Annotated in this window: 16 protein-coding genes; 7 read left to right on the top strand and 9 right to left on the bottom strand. The window is 68.4% G+C overall.

Features of this window, described 5'->3' with window-relative positions; translation table 11 throughout:
* Positions 1-4: 4 nt before the first annotated feature.
* Both ACIP6N_RS11875 and ACIP6N_RS11870 read right to left on the bottom strand, forming a co-directional pair.
* Positions 5-1,696 carry a globin domain-containing protein gene (locus ACIP6N_RS11875; protein WP_401814860.1) on the bottom strand — a complete coding sequence of 564 codons (1,692 nt, stop codon included), beginning with the start codon at positions 1,694-1,696 and terminating at the stop codon, positions 5-7.
* A 678-nt stretch (positions 1,697-2,374) separates the two neighbouring features.
* Positions 2,375-3,010, bottom strand: coding sequence for an HAD family hydrolase (locus tag ACIP6N_RS11870; protein WP_401814859.1), 636 nt, complete (start codon positions 3,008-3,010; stop codon positions 2,375-2,377).
* 161 nt (positions 3,011-3,171) lie between these two features.
* On the opposite strand from ACIP6N_RS11870, the gene ACIP6N_RS11865 reads away from it, so the two are divergent.
* The 3 genes from ACIP6N_RS11865 (at position 3,172) to ACIP6N_RS11855 (ending at position 5,819) form a co-directional block, all read left to right on the top strand.
* Positions 3,172-4,026: a GNAT family N-acetyltransferase gene (locus ACIP6N_RS11865; protein ID WP_401814858.1), complete on the top strand. Its 855-nt coding sequence runs from the start codon at positions 3,172-3,174 to the stop codon at positions 4,024-4,026.
* A gap of 127 nt (positions 4,027-4,153) precedes the next feature.
* Complete coding sequence (locus ACIP6N_RS11860; protein ID WP_401814857.1) at positions 4,154-4,606, top strand: GNAT family N-acetyltransferase; 453 nt, start codon at positions 4,154-4,156, stop codon at positions 4,604-4,606.
* 13 nt (positions 4,607-4,619) lie between these two features.
* Positions 4,620-5,819 (top strand): winged helix DNA-binding domain-containing protein, encoded by a 1,200-nt coding sequence (locus ACIP6N_RS11855; RefSeq protein ID WP_401814855.1) that lies wholly within the window; start codon positions 4,620-4,622, stop codon positions 5,817-5,819.
* A gap of 85 nt (positions 5,820-5,904) precedes the next feature.
* On the opposite strand, the gene ACIP6N_RS11850 is transcribed toward ACIP6N_RS11855, so the two are convergent.
* Positions 5,905-7,287, bottom strand: a complete 1,383-nt coding sequence (locus ACIP6N_RS11850; RefSeq protein ID WP_401814853.1) for a serine hydrolase domain-containing protein — start codon at positions 7,285-7,287, stop codon at positions 5,905-5,907.
* Between the two features lie 168 nt (positions 7,288-7,455).
* Here ACIP6N_RS11850 and ACIP6N_RS11845 point away from each other — a divergent pair, with 168 nt between their 5' ends.
* Together ACIP6N_RS11845 and ACIP6N_RS11840 are read left to right on the top strand one after the other, a co-directional pair.
* Entirely contained in the window at positions 7,456-8,478 is a 1,023-nt protein-coding gene (locus ACIP6N_RS11845) for an aminoglycoside phosphotransferase family protein (RefSeq protein WP_401814851.1), read from the top strand.
* 87 nt (positions 8,479-8,565) lie between these two features.
* Complete coding sequence (locus tag ACIP6N_RS11840; RefSeq protein ID WP_401814849.1) at positions 8,566-9,069, top strand: FBP domain-containing protein; 504 nt, start codon at positions 8,566-8,568, stop codon at positions 9,067-9,069.
* Between the two features lie 84 nt (positions 9,070-9,153).
* On the opposite strand, the gene ACIP6N_RS11835 is transcribed toward ACIP6N_RS11840, so the two are convergent.
* On the bottom strand, positions 9,154-9,732 hold the full coding sequence (locus ACIP6N_RS11835) for a winged helix-turn-helix domain-containing protein (protein WP_401814848.1): 579 nt from the start codon (positions 9,730-9,732) through the stop codon (positions 9,154-9,156).
* Between the two features lie 119 nt (positions 9,733-9,851).
* Here ACIP6N_RS11835 and def point away from each other — a divergent pair, with 119 nt between their 5' ends.
* Positions 9,852-10,532: a peptide deformylase gene (gene def / locus ACIP6N_RS11830; protein WP_401814846.1), complete on the top strand. Its 681-nt coding sequence runs from the start codon at positions 9,852-9,854 to the stop codon at positions 10,530-10,532.
* On the opposite strand, the gene ACIP6N_RS11825 is transcribed toward def, so the two are convergent.
* The 3 genes from ACIP6N_RS11825 to ACIP6N_RS11815 form a co-directional block, all read right to left on the bottom strand.
* Entirely contained in the window at positions 10,508-11,164 is a 657-nt protein-coding gene (locus tag ACIP6N_RS11825) for a M15 family metallopeptidase (protein WP_401814845.1), read from the bottom strand. The genes def and ACIP6N_RS11825 overlap by 25 nt on opposite strands.
* Before the next feature lie 77 nt (positions 11,165-11,241).
* The gene (locus tag ACIP6N_RS11820; RefSeq protein ID WP_401814843.1) at positions 11,242-11,538 is read right to left on the bottom strand and encodes a hypothetical protein; all 297 of its coding nucleotides are present in this window, start codon (positions 11,536-11,538) and stop codon (positions 11,242-11,244) included.
* Positions 11,539-11,828: 290 nt separating this feature from the next.
* Positions 11,829-12,563, bottom strand: coding sequence for an alpha/beta hydrolase (locus ACIP6N_RS11815; protein WP_401814842.1), 735 nt, complete (start codon positions 12,561-12,563; stop codon positions 11,829-11,831).
* 993 nt (positions 12,564-13,556) lie between these two features.
* Between ACIP6N_RS11815 and ACIP6N_RS11810 the strand changes: the two genes are divergently transcribed.
* Positions 13,557-13,823 carry a hypothetical protein gene (locus ACIP6N_RS11810; RefSeq protein WP_401814840.1) on the top strand — a complete coding sequence of 89 codons (267 nt, stop codon included), beginning with the start codon at positions 13,557-13,559 and terminating at the stop codon, positions 13,821-13,823.
* Positions 13,824-14,270: 447 nt separating this feature from the next.
* On the opposite strand, the gene ACIP6N_RS11805 is transcribed toward ACIP6N_RS11810, so the two are convergent.
* On the bottom strand, positions 14,271-14,471 hold the full coding sequence (locus ACIP6N_RS11805; RefSeq protein WP_401814839.1) for a DUF1918 domain-containing protein: 201 nt from the start codon (positions 14,469-14,471) through the stop codon (positions 14,271-14,273).
* A gap of 318 nt (positions 14,472-14,789) precedes the next feature.
* Positions 14,790-16,253: a replicative DNA helicase gene (gene dnaB / locus ACIP6N_RS11800; RefSeq protein ID WP_401815235.1), complete on the bottom strand. Its 1,464-nt coding sequence runs from the start codon at positions 16,251-16,253 to the stop codon at positions 14,790-14,792.
* Positions 16,254-16,566 lie beyond the last annotated feature (313 nt).

Here is a 16,566-nt window from a genome sequence, read left to right as displayed (position 1 = left end):
GGCCTCAGGCGCCGTCGGGGCCGGCCACCAGAGCGTCGAGGGAGTCGTGGCGGATCCGGTCGAAGGGGATCCCGGCTCCCTGGAGCGCGCTTATGCCGCTGCGGACCATCCCGGGCGGGCCCGACAGGTACGCGTCGAATTCGTGCCACGGGCCGTAGTCCCGCACGACCGCCTCGGGCAGCGGGCCCTTGGGCCCGTATCCCTGACCGGAGCCCTCGGCGATCACCGGCCGTACCGCGAGCCAGGGGTGAGCGCTCTCGAGCTGGAGCATCGTCTCGATGTCGTACAGGTCGTGATCATGGCGCGCGCCGTAGAAGACCTCGACCGGCCGCCGGTGACCGTGCTTGGCGACATCTTCGATGAGCGCCTTGATCGGCGCTATGCCGGTGCCTCCGCCGAGGCAGAGCAGCCCGCTGTCGGTGCTGTGGTCGACGGTCATCGAGCCCGCCGGGGGACCGAGTCTGAGGACATCGCCGGGACGGGCGTGGTGGACCAGGGCATTGGAGACCCAGCCGACCGGGACCGCCTTGACGTGGAACGCGAGCAGGCCGTCTGCGCGCGGCGCGGAGGCGAACGAGTAATGCCGCCACACCCGCGGCCACCAGGGCGTCTCCAGGCTGGTGTACTGCCCCGCGAGGAAGGGATACGGCTGGTCGGGACGGACGGTGATGACGGCGATGTCGGAGGTCCGCATCTCGTGCGAGACCACTTCGGCGTTCCACCAGGCGGGCGCGTGCCGCTCGTTCTCGGCCGCCGCGTCGATCATGATCTGCGAGATGGTGGTGTACGTCCTGACCCAGGCGTCCTCGGTCTCGTCGCTCCAGGTGGTGAGGGCGTAGCGGGTCAGCGCGCCGATCAGGGCCTCGCCGACGGCAGGGTAGTGCGTGGACTGGGCACCGTACTTACGGTGCCCCCGGCCCAGATGGCGCAGGTAGTCGGTGAGAACGGCGGGGTCGTCCATGTGCTCGGCGGCGGTGAGCAGCGCTTTGAGCAGGCGGTCCCGCTGGGTGTCCATGGCGGCGGGGAACAGGCCGCGCAGCTCGGGGTGGCGGACGAAGAGGAGCGCGTAGAAGTACGCGGTGACCTGGTCGGCGAAGGGCGCGATCTCCCCGAGCGTGCGGCGGATGAGGATCGCGTCGGGGGAGGCCTCACGATCGGGCACGATCGGAGCCGCCGTCGCGGTGGCCGCCGCGGCCGCCGTCTCGGGCGGAATCTGGGACGCGGCGGGGGCAGCGGACGCGGCTACGGGGCCGGGCGGCGCTGCGGGCGCGGCCGGGACCTCGGAGGCAGCCGGGCCGTCCTGGGCCTCAGCAGACGGGCTCGGGAAGTCGGCCGGGACGTCAGCGGAGGGACTCGGGAAGGGGACTTCGGGAGGCAGGGCAGCGGACCGCGACACGGTCGGCTGCGGGGCAGAAGGAGCCTCCTGGGCCGCCTCCGGCTGGGGTTCCGGGGCCGGGCGTACGGAGTCCGCCTCCGGGAGGTCCAGCCGCTCGGCCTGCTCCGGTCGGTTCTCCCACGCGGGGCGTTCCGGCGGCATCTCGGGCCGGAACGCCTCCTGCGGGGACGTCTCCTGCTGGAACGTCTCGGGCGGCAGGGGGGCCGGTGCCCGGTGACGTGGCGGAGCCTGTGCGGCAGGCATCGTCGCGGCGGCCTCGTGGACCGGCGGATGCGTGCCGGGCCCCTCGCCGTCCTGCATCCCCCTGTTACGAGGTCTGAAGGCGTCGGGGACGTCGTCCACCGGTGCTGGAGCCGGAGCCGGCTCCCAGTGATTCGTCTCGCCCCGTCCACCGTGTCCTACAGGGCCCTCGGGGGTCTCCTGCGGGTGTGGAGCGGGGCGGGCGGTCCCGGAGCCCACAGGGCGGATCGAGGCCAGCGAGCGGATCGGTGTGGGTATTCGGTCCTGGGAGCTGCCCGCAGCCCCGCCGGTCACAGAGGACTCGGTTCGGTTCTCGCTGCTCGGGCTCCGGCGGGGGCTGAACCAGCCGCCCCCTCCGCTGCTTCCGGAAGTGCCTTTGTCGGCCGACGTGGTGGTCGGAGCGTCCATGGTGTGCCTCGCCTCGAACATCTTTCGGTCGTCTGCGCACTTCCGCTGGCCCGGAATACGCTAGCTATTCCCCACTCCGACTAGGACTGCTGGCTGCCCACATTAACCTCCGCCGCACGTCCGTTTCGAACAGTCGCAGGAGGAGTGTGACATTGCCCGCAGTTCCTGTCGCAGCAGCATGACAGGCCGCGTCAGCGGGTGGGGCGGAGAGTACGAAGTCCGGGCATCACCGATTGCTTTCCCGTTAGGGTGCGTTGGTCACGTGCCCGCTCCCGGCCGCGTCCTGCACGTACCCCCGGGTCGCCGTATTACCGCAGGAGACGCACCAAATTACCGCCGGGGACGTACCAATTCGTAGGCGCCACGCAAATCGCCCCCCGCATACGTATGTGTGGCAAGTCCTGACAGATGGTGATCCGCGTTCACCGCTACCGCTCTGGGCACCGATGCGAAGATCTCCGCATCGGACATCGAATCACCGTAGGCGACACAGTCGTCCAGACTCATCCCGAACTCCGCACACAGCTGGTCCGCGATCTTCACCTTCGCGGCCGCGTTGAGGAGCCCCGTCGGGTCGATGGGTTCGGTGAAGGGCAGAACGGGCCAGCGAGAGCCATGGGCGGCGTGCGCGCCCCAGTCCAGCAGCCGACGTACGAAGAAATCGGGCGACAGAGAGATGACGGCGCAGTAATTCCCCTGCTCCCGGATGTCCGCCCAGACCTCGCGAATTCCCGTCATCCACGGCGCCCCCTCGAAGGCAGCTGCCACCTGAGCCTCTGTCAGATGTGCCCACAACTCCCTTGCGCGGACGGCGAACTCGTCGGGCGACAGCCTGCGTGCCAGGAATTCGCGTTCCAGCTCGGCTATCTCTGCGCCGAGCCCCAACTGCCGTGAGATCTCGACGGCAGCCGCCGAGCCACGGATCAACGTGCCGTCGAGATCGAAAAGATGGAGTCTGGTCGCCATACACCGAGGCTAGCGTCCTTCCTGCTGGTTTCACGTGAAACCAAGAACCTGCCGGTTCCGGCCCGGCACGCTCTCGGACGGCGCTCGTTTTTCGCGAACGGACGGCGCTCGTCTCTGTAAAGAGGTGGACGGACGATCGCCGCTTCGACAACCTGCTCTCCATGTCGACGCCGCTCTCCGCGTTCCCCGTCCGTCACCTGACCCTTGGCGATCTCGCGTGGTGTGCCAACCTCTGCGAGGACCGCGGCTGGGCGCGCGAAGAGCGCCGATGGAACCTGCTGCTGGCGGCGGGCACAGCGTATGGAATCGACGCCCCGGACGGCGATGGGCTGGCCGCCACCTGCGTGGTCACCTCGTACGGCCCGGCGCTCGCGGCCGTCGGCATGATGCTCGTCGCGCAGCGGTTCGCACGGCAGGGGATCGGACGCCGACTGATGACGCATGTGCTGTCGACAACCGGCTCCACCCCGCTCACCTTGTACGCCACCCAGTTCGGCCAACCGCTCTACGAACAGCTCGGTTTCGTCGAGATCGGCAGCGCCGAGACAGTCCAAGGGCATTTCCGGAGCGCCGGCAGTGCGCCAGGGGCGAGGATCAGGCCCGCTGTCGCCGCCGATCTGATGGACCTCGCGCGCTTGGACGGCGAGGCCTTCGGGGCGGACCGCGTCCAGATGATCACCCGCCTTCCCGCCTTCTCCGACAGGCTGCTGGTCGCCGAGGACGACTCGGGCCTCACCGGGTACGCGGCCGCCTGGTCCGCTCTGTCGGCCGATGTGTCCGGCCCCGTGATCGCCCGGGACACCTCGACGGCGAAAGCCCTGATCAGCAAGCTGGCCGAAGGTGCCGGCCGACCGCTTCGAACCACCGTCGACACGCGCCACGGAGAACTGCTGGCCTGGATGAAGGAACGCGGCCTTGAACCGGTCACCGTCAGCACGGTCATGACGAACCGCGTTCCTGACCTCCCGGGTGACTGGACTCGCCGGTTCGCCCCACTGAGCCTGGCGACGGGCTGACCGTACGGCCCCGTTCCCCGTATGAACTCGTGTGCTCCCGCATGTCTCAACGCTGCTCGAACGCAGTCCTCCGACACTGTGCCGACTACCAGACCGAGGCGACACCTCGCGGCGTACGCTGCCGATCATGACGGATTTGGCGATACGCCCGGCCACCCTTGACGACATTCCCGCCATCGTGGATCTGCTCGCTGACGATCCGCTGGGGGCGCGGCGCGAGTCCTCCGACGACCTCGCCCCGTACCTCGCGGCGTACGAGCGGCTGGCCCACGATCCCAACCAGCGGGTGGTCGTCGCCGTACGGGAGGGCCGGGTCGTCGGAACCCTCCAGCTCACGATCATCCCGGGACTGTCCCGGCGCGGCGCCACCCGGTCGGTCATCGAAGCCGTACGTGTCCATGCGGACGAGCGCGGCAGCGGCCTCGGCACCCGCTTCATCCGGTGGGCGGTCGAGGAGTCCCGGCAACAGGGCTGTCAGCTGGTGCAGTTGACGTCCGACGCGAGCCGTACCGATGCTCACCGTTTCTACGAGCGGCTCGGCTTCACCGCCTCTCACGTGGGATTCAAGCTCCAGCTCTGATCCGGAGGACCGTATGGCGCGGCACATCGGCGACGAACAGCGGCGCCTCCGGCTCGGCCGCAGACATCTGCTGGCTCCCTCGGTACGCGCGCAGGATCCGGTCGCGGTCGCCGACGCGGTGGTCGCTCTTCACGCCACCGACGCGGCGACCGTCTTCCTGTCCGTGTGTGCCCGGCTCACCGACGCGAGCGTGTCGGCGGTGGAGCACGCCCTGTACGAAGAGGTGTCGCTCGTACGGCTGCTCTCCATGCGCAACACCCTCTTCGCCGTCTCGTCGGAGCTGGCTCCGCAGGTGCACGCTTCGACAGCGCGCGCCATCGCCGCCAAGGAACGCAAGAGACTGTTGAAGCATCTGACGGAGTCGTCCGGCGAGCTGGACGAACGCTGGCTCGCCGAGACCGAGGCGGCGATCCTGACCGCCCTCGCCGCGCACGGAACCGCCACCGGAGGCGAACTGTCCGCCGCCGTAGCCGCCCTGCGCACAAAGATCACCGTCTTCCCCGGCACGAAGTCGGAGGCCGTCCAGGGCGTCGCCAGCAGGGTCCTCAGGGTGCTCGCAGCTGAGGGGCGCATCCGCAGGGACCGGCCACGCGGCTCCTGGACCTCCAGCCAGTTCCGCTGGACCGCCTCCGCGCTCCGGCCGGCCGGCTCACCCGCCGAAGCACGCGCCGAGCTGGCCCGCCGCTGGCTGCTGGCGTACGGGCCCGCCACGGAAGCCGATCTGAAGTGGTGGACGGGATGGACCCTCACCGCCACGCGCAGGGCGCTGGCCGACATCGGCGCGGAGCAGGTGTCACTCGACACCGGCACCAGCTCCGGCACCGGCACCGGCACCGGCACCAGCACCGGGTTCGTGCTGCCTGGCGATACCGCGCCGGAAACGCCCGTAGAACCGTGGGCGGCTCTGCTGCCCGGCCTCGATCCCAGCGCCATGGGCTGGGCAGACCGCGACTTCCATCTCGACGCAGGCCACCGTCCCGCCCTCTTCGACCGATCGGGAAACATCGGTCCGACTGTGTGGTGGAACGGCGTGATCGTCGGGGGCTGGGCGCAGCGAGCGGACGGCGAGATCGTCTGGCGTCTGCTGACCGACCCCGGCCGGGAGGCCATGACCGCCATCGAGGTGGAGGCGGCACGGCTGTCCTCCTGGGTGGGCACGGCCCGGATCACTCCTCGCTTCCGTACGCCACTGGAGCGGGAACTGACGGCGTAGCCGATCCGGGCCGTGCATGTTTCACGTGAAACATGCGACCAGAGTCACCGGGGCTGGATGTTTCACGTGAAACATCCAGCCCCGATCATCCGGGCAGGCCGCGCCACCCTCCCCCGTCCACACCGCCGGGCACATCCGCCCCGGGGTCGTACGGCTCCCGGGTGAAGACGAAGGAACCGAGGTCGAGATGGTCCACGGAACCGTCCTCCCGACGCACCACGCGCAAGGACTCGCCCGCGTAGTACCCGTCGAGGCCCGTCCAACTGCCGTCCGTCTGGGCGGCGAAACGCGAACCACGCCCGGTGCCACGCAGCGGTTGCAGCTCCACACCGCGGTCCGCCGTCAGCTTCAGCCCGTAGGAGTACGTGCCCCAGTACCAGGGACCGGTCAGCTCCAGCAGTGGCTGATCGCACGCGGGCAGGGGCCGCCACGGCTCAGGGATGCGCGGCTCGGCATCCGCCACGATGCCGACAAGGTCAGCGGCCACGGTCGACGTAGCAGGTCCTGAGGTGGCGTTGGCCAGCGCCACCGCGGCCACGCCCTCCGCCACGCTCACCCACAGGCCGGCGACAAAGCCCGGCAGCGAGCCTCCATGCCCGACCAGAGTCCGGTCGCGCCGACGAGCAAGCTGCACGCCCAGTCCGTATCCGCCGTCCCAGTCCTCTACCTGCGGGGGCCCGGACGGCCTTCGCATCTCCTCGACCGACTGAGCGCTCAGCACCCTCTCGTCGCCCTGGGCGAGGAAGCCGGCGAACCGACAGAGGTCGGTGGCGGTCGACCAGAGCTGCCCGGCCGGGGCCATCAGCCCGAGATCCACGGCGGGCTCGGGCAGCATCACATCGGCCCAGGGGTGCACGGCCCAGCCGCTGACGTGCGGGGCGGCTGGCTGGACGCTCGTACGGTCCATGTTCAGCGGCTCAAGGATCTCCCGGCGCAACACCTCCGCCCAGGACGCGCCACGCACCGCCTCCACCAGCGAACCGAGCAGCGTGTAGCCGGGGTTGGAGTAGTGGTGCGTACGCCCGGCCGGGTGCAGAACGGGCCGCTCGCCGAGAACGTCGGCCAACCCGGGGCGCATCGACCCAGGTGTCCGCTCCCACCAGGGCGCGGGGCTCTCTGCCCCCAGGCCCGCGTGGTGGCCCAGCAACTGAGCGATGGTCACGTCGCCCACGCCGGTGCCCGGGAGGTGTTTCTCCAGCGGATCGTTGAGATCGAGCAACCCTTCATCCCGCAGCCGCAACACCAGAACCGCAGTGAACGGCTTGGTGATCGACCCGATGCGGTACTGAGTGCCGGCATCGGGCGCCTGCCCGTCCGTTTCGCCGCGCGCACCCGCCCACACCACCCGCCCCTCACGCGCCACCGCCGCGACGAGCGAGGGCGCGCGCCCCTCGGACTGGGCACGGGCGATGCGATGGAGGAGGGCGCGTTGAGTCTCGGGCAGTAGATCTTCTACAGATGAGGTCATGATCCTGATCTACCCGCACGACCCTGCCGAGTCGACCTCTTCACGCGGACATCGCTCACCGTCAACGGGCTACCTGGATGTGCCGGGACGCAGCGTCTGCCGGTCCGAGCATCCCAGAGGCCCTCCACCGGCCAACGGCCAAAAATCACCGGCGGCCGAGCGCACCTGATGGTGAGATGTCGCGATGGGAAGCGAAATGTGGGACGCGGTGGACGCGGTCGGTATCCGGAGGCGGTGACACCGTGGGAGCGGGAACCCTGGCGCGAAAGCGCCCTCGGGTGGACTCGGCGCGAGCTGTCCGCTCACGGCCTGCGCGAGACAGGGCCGCGGAAGGTGCGCCTGCGCCCGTGGTCCGTGCTGGTGCGGCTGTCCGTCGGGGACAAGGAAGCCGTGTGGTTCAAGGCCAACCCGCCGGCCAGCTCCTTCGAGGCGACGCTGACGGAGGCGTTGAGCCGCTGGGTCCCGGAACACGTACTGAAGCCACTGGCCGTCGACCGCGACCGCGGCTGGTCGCTGCTGCCGGACGGTGGACCGCTTTTCCGCGACGTACTGGATCAAGGCCCCGCCGACCCGTACGCGTGGGAGGAACCGCTGAGCCGGTACGCCGACATGCAACGCACCCTGATGTCACACACCGAAGAGGTCGAATCGCTCGGCGTCCCCAAAGCGCACACGGCCGCGCTCCCCGAGGTCTTCGACCGGATCGTTCAGAGCAACGGCACGCTGGAGAGTGCCGACGTGGAGCAGTTACGCGAGTTGCGTCCCCGGCTCGTGGATTGGTGCGCTGAACTCGCCGGCATGGGTATCGCGGACGCGCTCGATCACTCCGACCTGCACGACGGGCAGCTTTTCGCGCCCCGACCGGGTCGGCTCACATTCTTCGACTGGGGCGACGCTGCCGTCACACATCCTTTCTGCAGCCTGCTGGTTCCCGCCCGAGCGGCCCGCGAACGGTTCGGACCGGGAGTGCTGCCACGGTTACGGGACGCCTACCTGGAGCCATGGACCAGCAGCGGTCTGACGGCCCCGGAGCTGCGGCGCGCGGTGAGTCTCGCGTGCAGACTCGCGACGATCGGCCGGGCCTGCTCCTGGTGCCGCCTTTTCCCCGGAGCCTCCGAGAGCGCGAACGCGGCGAGCGGAGCCGAAAGCCTCAGGTGGCTGCGCGAACTGTCCGCAGAGCCGCTGCTCTGACCAGCAGCCGTGCTCGCCGCGGAACGTCCCGCATCGTGCGCATATTGCGATGCGGGACGTTCCGGCGCGGGCATAAGGTCGATAACCGTGGAACCACTCAGTGAGAAACAGATCCGCTCCTCCTTCGTGAACAGCACCAAGGGCGAGGCGGCGCGGCTGCGGCTGCCCCTCGACTTCGCAGAACTGTCCTGGGAGGAACTGGACTTCCTGGGTTGGGTCGACCCGGGCGCCCCGCTACGGGCACATCTCGTGCTGCCGCGAGCGCAGGGTCCGCTGGGGATCTCTCTGCGCGTCCCCGCCGTGCGCCGGACCAGCGCGGTGAAGTCGAGCCTGTGCCAGATCTGCCTGACGGGCCACGCCTCCTCCGGCGTCTCCTTGCTGGCCGCCCCCTTGGCCGGCGCCCGCGGCCGCGAGGGCAACTCGGTCGGCATCTACATCTGCGCGGACCTCGCCTGCTCCCTGTACGTACGCGGCAAGCGCCAGCCGAAGCTACGTACCGGCATGTACGAGGAATCCCTCACCCTGGACGAACGTCTCACCCGCATGTGGACCAACCTGAACGCCTTCGCGGCCAAGGTCACCGAACCGTAAGCCCGCGTCCTTCGCCCTCCGCCCGACAGAGACGGCTGCCGTCTCCAGGAGGTTTCCCCGAGCGACCGCGAGCCCGGCATCTGCTCAATCCCGGTCCGCGTCGTCCGTTGCATGGGGAAGCAGGGGAAACAGCCGGGTGATGAGGGCCACGGGTCGAGCGTTGCCGGGCCGGGCGAGGGGGCGTTGTTCGCGATCCTGGTAGGGCGCAAGCGCCCGTCGGACCGTGTCCGCGACCCGGCTCATCTCCTCGGGTGTCAGATAGGCGACGGAGCTGAAGGCTTCGTCATGTCGCCACTCGGCCGGTGCCTGGTCTCGCTGGGCCAGCCACCGCTGCCAGCTCTCATCCTCCAGCCCTCGGGCCAAGTCACCGAACTGCTCCTCCGCGGACGCGTCGGCAGCGGGATTGCGCTGCCTCAGGCGCCAGGGGCGTGCGCGGCCACCGCGGTGGGGGGCTTCCTCGATGTATCCGTGGCGTGCTAGCTGTCGCAGGTGGAATGAGCAGAGTCCAGAGCTGTGACCCAGCCTGGAGGCGGCTTCGGTCGCCGTGGCGGTGCCGACTTCGGCAAGCAGCGCGAGCAGAGCGGTACGGACCTCATGCTCGCGCAGTTCGTCGCCACTGCTGCCCGTTGGGTCACGCCTGGTGTTGAGGTCATCTTCGGTCACTTTGCAAAGTCTGCTACTTTGCAAAACGCCTGACAAGCGGGCCTCGCTTGAAAACATCAGGCCGCAGTAGATGTTCGCGGCATGTGTGGCGTGCGCAGAAACACAAGGGGGAGACAGCGATGCCTGTTCGTGACGAGCGGTCCCGTCCCGTTGGCCGACACGTCCATGTGCAGGGCCGCCCCGTAGAGTCCTACCCAGCTCTGCCACCGGAGGTGGCGCGGGGTTCGGTGCGCCGGGTCACGGTGGTGGGCGAGGAGATTCTGGGCCGCCCATGCCAGGAGGTGACCGAGTTCGGCTCTCCCGAGCTGTCGGCCCTGATCGACGACATGTTCGTGACGATGTACGTGGCCGACGGTGCCGGCCTGGCTGCCAACCAGGTGAACGTCGGTCTCCGGCTGTTCGTGTACGACTGCCCGGATGACTCCGGGGTCCGCCATGTCGGCCACATCGTCAACCCGGTAGTGGACCTCCCCCATCCGGAGAACCGCCGGCTCCTCGACGACTTAGAGGGCTGCCTGTCCGTGCCCGGTGCCGGCGAGGTGGTTTCCCGCACCGATCACGCAGTCGTCCGCGGGTTCGACAAAGAGGGTGCCCCTCTCGTCATCGAGGGGACGGGCTACTTCGCCCGGTGCCTGCAGCACGAGACCGACCACCTCATCGGTCACACATATCTCGATCGGCTCTCCACACGGGATCGCAGAGACGCGCTGCGGCAGATGGCAGACCGCCGTGAGGAGGTCTTCGCCCAACGCGCGATCAAGGCAGCCGGCCTGGGTCAGTCGATTTCCCGGGGCCCGTAGTGGGCGGTCGCCGCTCCCGTTCTCAGGGCCCAGTAACGGTCGCCGTATGACCAGTGCCACCACTCTGTGGGGTAGTTGACCAAGCCGGCGGCGGTGAGCGCGGTGCCCAGGATGTCCCGGTGGGTGCGAGCCTCGTCGCTGATGTTGTCGGCCTGCGTGTAACAGGCGCCCGCGCTCTCCTCCGGAGTCGCGTTCATACGAGTGCCCATGTCGAGCTCAAGCCCGTCGCCATCAGCGAGTGACACATCAACAGCCGCCCCGGCACTGTGCGGTGCGATCTCGGGCGGGGACACGTAGCGACTGGCTGCCGAGCGGACCTGCTCCGCAGCCCACTCCGGATGCTCAGCACGCAGTTGGGCCGCGTATCCATCGAAATAACGACGCTGGAGGGACGGCGGACGATATCCCTCGACGAACAGCAGCTGTATGCCCTGAGGCAGCTGTGCCTGGGCTTGGAGGAGTCGGTCGAGCACTCCTTCTCGCAGATGAGCGAACGCACCGGCGGAGTCCTGCCATTTCCGCTCATCGACCAGCAGTGAGCAGCCTCGGCGCACATCCACCAGCCGCTCACCACACTCCTGAACAGAGACAGCCGCGACCTTGGGGTCGGACATCAAGACGATTTCAGTCATGGCGCGATGATCTCGCGGGTCCGCGTCTTCGTGGCCGACTTCTGATCACATAGCGCCGGGAGAGCGGTCCGCCTTCCTCAGGTCTGCTCCTGAAGTCGTGACAGTCGAGCCGCGATCTGCCGACGGGCAGCTCCCCAGACTTCCTCGAACGTGTCGGAGGGCAGTTGTCCGGGGTCGTGGCCTTCCCACTCCGAGACAGGCGCCTCCGATGTGAAACCGAACCTGTCGTCGGGCTCATCAAGGGAGGCCGCTGCGACCGGAGTCCGCTCCGGCCCTTGGAGTTCCACCTGCCGGGTCACCCAGCCTTCGCCGTCGACTTCGAAGTAGAACCAGACGTCCTCCTCGTCCCAGTAGCAGCGCATCCATGTCGTCACCTGTCCATGCTGACATGCCGCTGGTCAGGACCGTATCCAGGACGAGCCCGAACTCGGCAGCAGCCGGCCCCGGGGCAACACGAGATCGGACAGCACTCGAAGCTCTGCCGAAATCGAACAGTTCATGGCTTCGGGCGGTGCGGGCCCCTGTCGAGTTGACAGGGGCCCGCACCGCGGAGAGCCGAGGAGAGCCGGACCTGTCCTTGAAGAACACCATCCCGGCCTACGCCGCTTGCCGTCTGCTGCCGGCCTGACGGCAAGACCGGTCGGCGGCTGGGTCCGGACAGGGCCTAGCTCAGATGGCGGGCGAAGAACCGGGCTCCGGCGTCGATCTCGAACTGCGGGACGCCGGCATGACCGCCGACATTGGCGTGCAGGGTCTTCTCCTTGGAGCCGAAGGCGTCGAACAGGTCCAGGGCCGCCTGCCGGTCGTTCCCTTCGTCGTCCCACTGCAGCAGGACCTGCAGCGGAATGGTGACCTGGCGGGCCTCTTCGTACATGGCGGCGGGCACGAAACTCCCGGCGAACAGATTGGCGGCCGCGATGCGCGGCTCGACTGCCGCCAGCCGGATGCCGATGGAGATCACTCCCCCCTCATACCCGACCGGGCCGCCGATCTCGGGCAGCGCAAGGAGGGTGTCCAGGGTGGTCTGCCATTCCGGGACCGCCTTTTCGACCAACGGGAGGACGAGGGCATCGACGATCTCGTCGCCAACCGGTTGGCCGGCCACCATCGCCCTCCGCAGGTCGGTGCGGGCCTGCTCGACGGCGGCCAAACGGGGCCGTTCGCCGCTACCGGGCAGCTCGATGGTGGCTGCGGCGAAGCCGTACCGCGCCGCGTAGTGCCGGGCCCGGCCCGCCAGCCGGGAGCGCATCTTGCTCAGTCCGCCGGGGTGGCCGACCAGGATCAGAGGGGCCTGTGCGGAGGCGGATCCGGGCGTCCACAGGATGCCGGGGATCTCGCCGAGGGTGAATTCGCGCTCGAGGACGCCGTCGTCGAGACGCTGTTCGGAAGTGAATTGCACGGTCGTGCCTTTCGGGAGTGCTCTGGAAAGGCGCTCCCGGACGATCTATCGCCCGACCGTGACCCCGGAGGGGAGCACCCATGTCGATACTGCGTTCACGGGTACCACCTCCTCGTTCTGTCACACGGCTTCCGGGAATTTAGCAGTGGTCGCCGTGGTCCGACAAGCGGGTTCTCGTACGGCCTTTGTGGCCGGAGGCCACGAGTCTGAACACCGCGCAGAGCTACTCACGTTCTCGTCACAGCTTCCCGAGGTGAGGCCCGGAGACGGCGGGGCGCGCTGGGGGCGCTGTTATTTCTCACGAACGCCGACCACAACGCGCCGCCGACGGCTCCCCCTCTCCTGTGCAGGTGCTGTCGGTTTTCGTCAACGAAGCCACCGCGGCTGATCTGCTCGCCGCGCGGGCATGGCTTTCGGCGGGTCTCGGATCTTGGGAATGGAAAAGGAGGGGCATGGGGATCGAGCTGGAGCCGCACTCGGGGCGACCCGCGCGAATACGCCAGGCAGTGTGACGCCCCGTCGGGGATGTGCCCGACGGGGCATAGACCCCCACCTGTGTCTCTTCTCGCAGGCGATGACGTAAAGGGCTCCACAGGCTTCCCTAACGGACATTTGCAGCTGCACCGGCGACTATCCAAGCGTTCGCTCCTCAAGTTCACCATTCTTCGCATACTGAAGAGGCAGGTAGCAACGGGCGATGGGAAGTGGCGTCACGAAGGCCACGCCGGAGAGTCGCCAGACGCGATCAACCGCAACGGGGGGAACTTGTCCATGAAGTCCTATGTCTTGGCGGCGGCAGCGGCCGTCGCCGCAGTCGGAACGATATTCACGGCGACGGCCGTGGCGGCCCCGCCGCCCTCTCACGGCGCCGGGAGCGCGGCGCAGCCGGCGGTTCGGGGTACTCACAACACCGCTGTCGCGAGTGACACCGGAGTGGTGACCCCAACCGCGTACAACAACGGCTGTGGTTCGGGGTACACCGTGAGGAAGACGATGCCCGTTACCGGCGGGAACGTGTATCTCACGTACAACTCCTCCACGGGCTACAACTGCGTGGTCACTGTCCGGAACAGCTCGGGGTCGGCGGTCTACATGGACACGGGGGTCAAGAAGAGCGGCTCGTCCACGTGGAGCTATGACGCGGGCCAGTACAAGACCTATGCGGGGCCCATCTACGTCTACGGGGCCGGCTCCTGCGTCGATTGGTACGGAACGATCGGCAGCTCCCGCCAGGTCAAGTACGACGACGCCTGCGGCTAGACAGCGCACGCACCGCGGGGCCCGGGGGACGCGAACTGACGGGCCCGATGCAACACGAGGTGAGTGAGCAGGTCGCGCATGCGCCCGGTCGGGTTCTCCCGGCCGGGCGTCATGCTCAGCGTGCTCGCCGGGCTCGAACGCGGACTGATCGCTGCGAACCCCATGACGGGTTCGCAGCGCGGGCCTGTGGCCGGCTCACCGCAGTCCAGGCCGCGCTCGCCCGGCAGCTCCACGACGTCCTCGGGAGAGACCTTGGGGGCCTCGCCTCGAGTAGACGCAGACACCGGTGCCTGAACGGCCCGGCTCTCCAGGAGCCGAACAGCTGGATACGCCTCGCCCATCCCCGGACCGCGCGCGGGGTCTTACGACGGACAACCGGAACAGCAATGGCGTCCGGTGATCAGGTCGGCGGCATGGCCAGCAGGCCGGTGGCGTGGCGAGAAGGGCTCAGGACCGGCCGGTGGCCTTGCGGTGATCGACGACGCAGTCAGGACCGGGGCTCATGATCGTCTCGTGTCCGTCCTCGGCCCGTACGCGGTAAGGGGGCGCGCCCTCCGGGCCCAGCACCTCCACGATCTCGACCACATGGTCATGCTGACCGACCGTGCGCCCGTGAACCACGAGGCGATCTCCCGCACTGGCCTGCATCTCACCGACTCCTCTCGCTGGGCAACAGACTGGCCGACAACCGGCTGTGATGACTCAATCACACATCGATCGCGCAGCTGTGAAAGGCCGCGACGACAGAGTCGCTGCGGTTCCGCCCGGAAGTACGGCACCGCACCGAACACCTCGCTCCGCACTTGTCATCGCTCGCCAGGCCGTCACACTCCGGGCCACCGCTTCCGGCGCCGGCATGCCGGCGCCGCCAAGACGGTCGCATGATCGCGTCCGCATGCTCGGGTAGGCCGCGAACCGCAAGCGGCTGATCCGCGAAGCATCGTGAGACTCAGCAGAAGATTCCGCTCAGGTCTGGGCCATGTCCACGAAGCGGGAGTAGTGCCCCTGGAAGGCCACCGTGATCGTTGCCGTCGGGCCGTTACGGTGCTTGGCCACGATCAGGTCGGCTTCGCCCGCGCGGGGGGACTCTTTTTCGTACGCGTCCTCGCGGTGCAGCAGGATCACCATGTCCGCGTCCTGCTCGATGGAGCCTGATTCACGCAGGTCGGAGACCATGGGCTTCTTGTCCGTACGCTGCTCGGGACCACGGTTCAGCTGTGACAGCGCGATAACCGGCAGCCCCAGTTCCTTCGCCAGCAGCTTGAGGTTTCGCGACATGTCGGAAACCTCCTGCTGGCGGCTCTCCGCGCGCTTCGAACCGCCGGACTGCATCAGCTGGAGGTAGTCGATGACCACCAGCCGGAGGTCGTTGCGCTGCTTCAGGCGACGGCACTTCGCCCGGATCTCCATCATCGACAGGTTCGGCGAATCGTCGATGTACAGCGGCGCCTGCGAGACGTCCGGCATGCGGCGGGCCAGGCGCGTCCAGTCCTCGTCCGTCATCGTGCCCGAGCGCATGTGGTGCAGCGCCACCCTCGCCTCTGCCGAAAGCAGACGCATGGCGATCTCGTTGCGCCCCATTTCGAGGGAGAAGATCACGCTGGGCAGGTTGTTCTTGATGGAAGCGGCCCGGGCGAAGTCCAGGGCGAGGGTCGACTTACCCATGGCGGGACGGGCCGCGATGACGATCATCTGGCCGGGATGCAGACCGTTTGTCAGCGAGTCGAAGTCCGTGAAGCCGGTCGGCACCCCGGTCATCTCTCCGCTGCGGGAGCCGATGGCCTCGATCTCGTCGAGCGCGCCCTCCATGATGTCGCCGAGCGGCAGGTAGTCCTCGCTCGTGCGCTGTTCGGTGACGGCGTAGATCTCGGCCTGGGCGGAGTTGACGATCTCGTCGACGTCGCCGTCCGCCGCGTATCCCATCTGCGTGATCTTCGTACCGGCCTCCACCAGCCGCCGCAGCACCGCGCGCTCGTGGACGATCTCCGCGTAGTACGACGCGTTCGCGGCCGTCGGCACCGACTGGACGAGCGTGTGCAGGTAAGAGGCTCCGCCGACGCGGGTGATCTCACCCCGCCTGACCAGCTCGGCCGCCACCGTGATCGGGTCGGCCGGCTCGCCCTTGGCGTAGAGGTCGAGAATCGCGGTGAAGACCGTCTCGTGGGCAGGACGGTAGAAGTCGTGGCCCTTGATGATCTCCACGACGTCGGCGATGGCGTCTTTGGACAGCAGCATGCCGCCGAGGACCGACTGCTCCGCGTCGAGGTCCTGCGGGGGCACCCGCTCGAAGCCCGGCGCACCGCCGCCGTCCCACGCGCCGTCATCACGGCCGCGCTCGTGCTGCTCCTCGCGGCCTTTGCCCTCACCACGGCGCTGCCGGGAGACAGGCAGACGGTCACTGGGACCGGCATCGGTCCAGGGATCGTCCAATGGCTCGGGAATGCTCACCGCGGCCACCTCCTCATGTCCGCTTTGCGGACCTCGCCGTGCCACTCTTTCTACGGCACGACACTGACAAAACGAGAGGGCTGACTCCGGTTCCAGCGCGTCGGACGCCCGCTCACGTTAGGCCCGTCGGCACCGTCAGCCAATCTGGTTATCCACAGGCCATGTGGACGAAGGACCATATGCTGTGGAGAACCCCTGGGAACCTGTGCACGGACCGGGGGACAGCACTGTGGACAAAGTCATAGCCTTCTTGCCGTAACCCATCTGACCTGGTCTTTTCTCGTCCACCGGCTGT

This window comes from Streptomyces sp. NPDC088725 (genome assembly GCF_044751305.1).
Lineage (GTDB): Bacteria > Actinomycetota > Actinomycetes > Streptomycetales > Streptomycetaceae > Streptomyces.
This window is presented reverse-complemented; position numbering and strand designations above follow the sequence as displayed.

Coding starts and splice junctions, on each gene's coding strand:
- ACIP6N_RS11875 (WP_401814860.1), bottom strand. CDS start 1,696: ATGCAGGACGGCGAGGGGCCCGGCACGCATCCGCCGGTCCACGAGGCC.
- ACIP6N_RS11870 (WP_401814859.1), bottom strand. CDS start 3,010: ATGGCGACCAGACTCCATCTTTTCGATCTCGACGGCACGTTGATCCGT.
- ACIP6N_RS11865 (WP_401814858.1), top strand. CDS start 3,172: ATGTCGACGCCGCTCTCCGCGTTCCCCGTCCGTCACCTGACCCTTGGC.
- ACIP6N_RS11860 (WP_401814857.1), top strand. CDS start 4,154: ATGACGGATTTGGCGATACGCCCGGCCACCCTTGACGACATTCCCGCC.
- ACIP6N_RS11855 (WP_401814855.1), top strand. CDS start 4,620: ATGGCGCGGCACATCGGCGACGAACAGCGGCGCCTCCGGCTCGGCCGC.
- ACIP6N_RS11850 (WP_401814853.1), bottom strand. CDS start 7,287: ATGACCTCATCTGTAGAAGATCTACTGCCCGAGACTCAACGCGCCCTC.
- ACIP6N_RS11845 (WP_401814851.1), top strand. CDS start 7,456: ATGGTGAGATGTCGCGATGGGAAGCGAAATGTGGGACGCGGTGGACGC.
- def (WP_401814846.1), top strand. CDS start 9,852: ATGCCTGTTCGTGACGAGCGGTCCCGTCCCGTTGGCCGACACGTCCAT.
- ACIP6N_RS11825 (WP_401814845.1), bottom strand. CDS start 11,164: ATGACTGAAATCGTCTTGATGTCCGACCCCAAGGTCGCGGCTGTCTCT.
- ACIP6N_RS11810 (WP_401814840.1), top strand. CDS start 13,557: ATGCCCGTTACCGGCGGGAACGTGTATCTCACGTACAACTCCTCCACG.
- ACIP6N_RS11805 (WP_401814839.1), bottom strand. CDS start 14,471: ATGCAGGCCAGTGCGGGAGATCGCCTCGTGGTTCACGGGCGCACGGTC.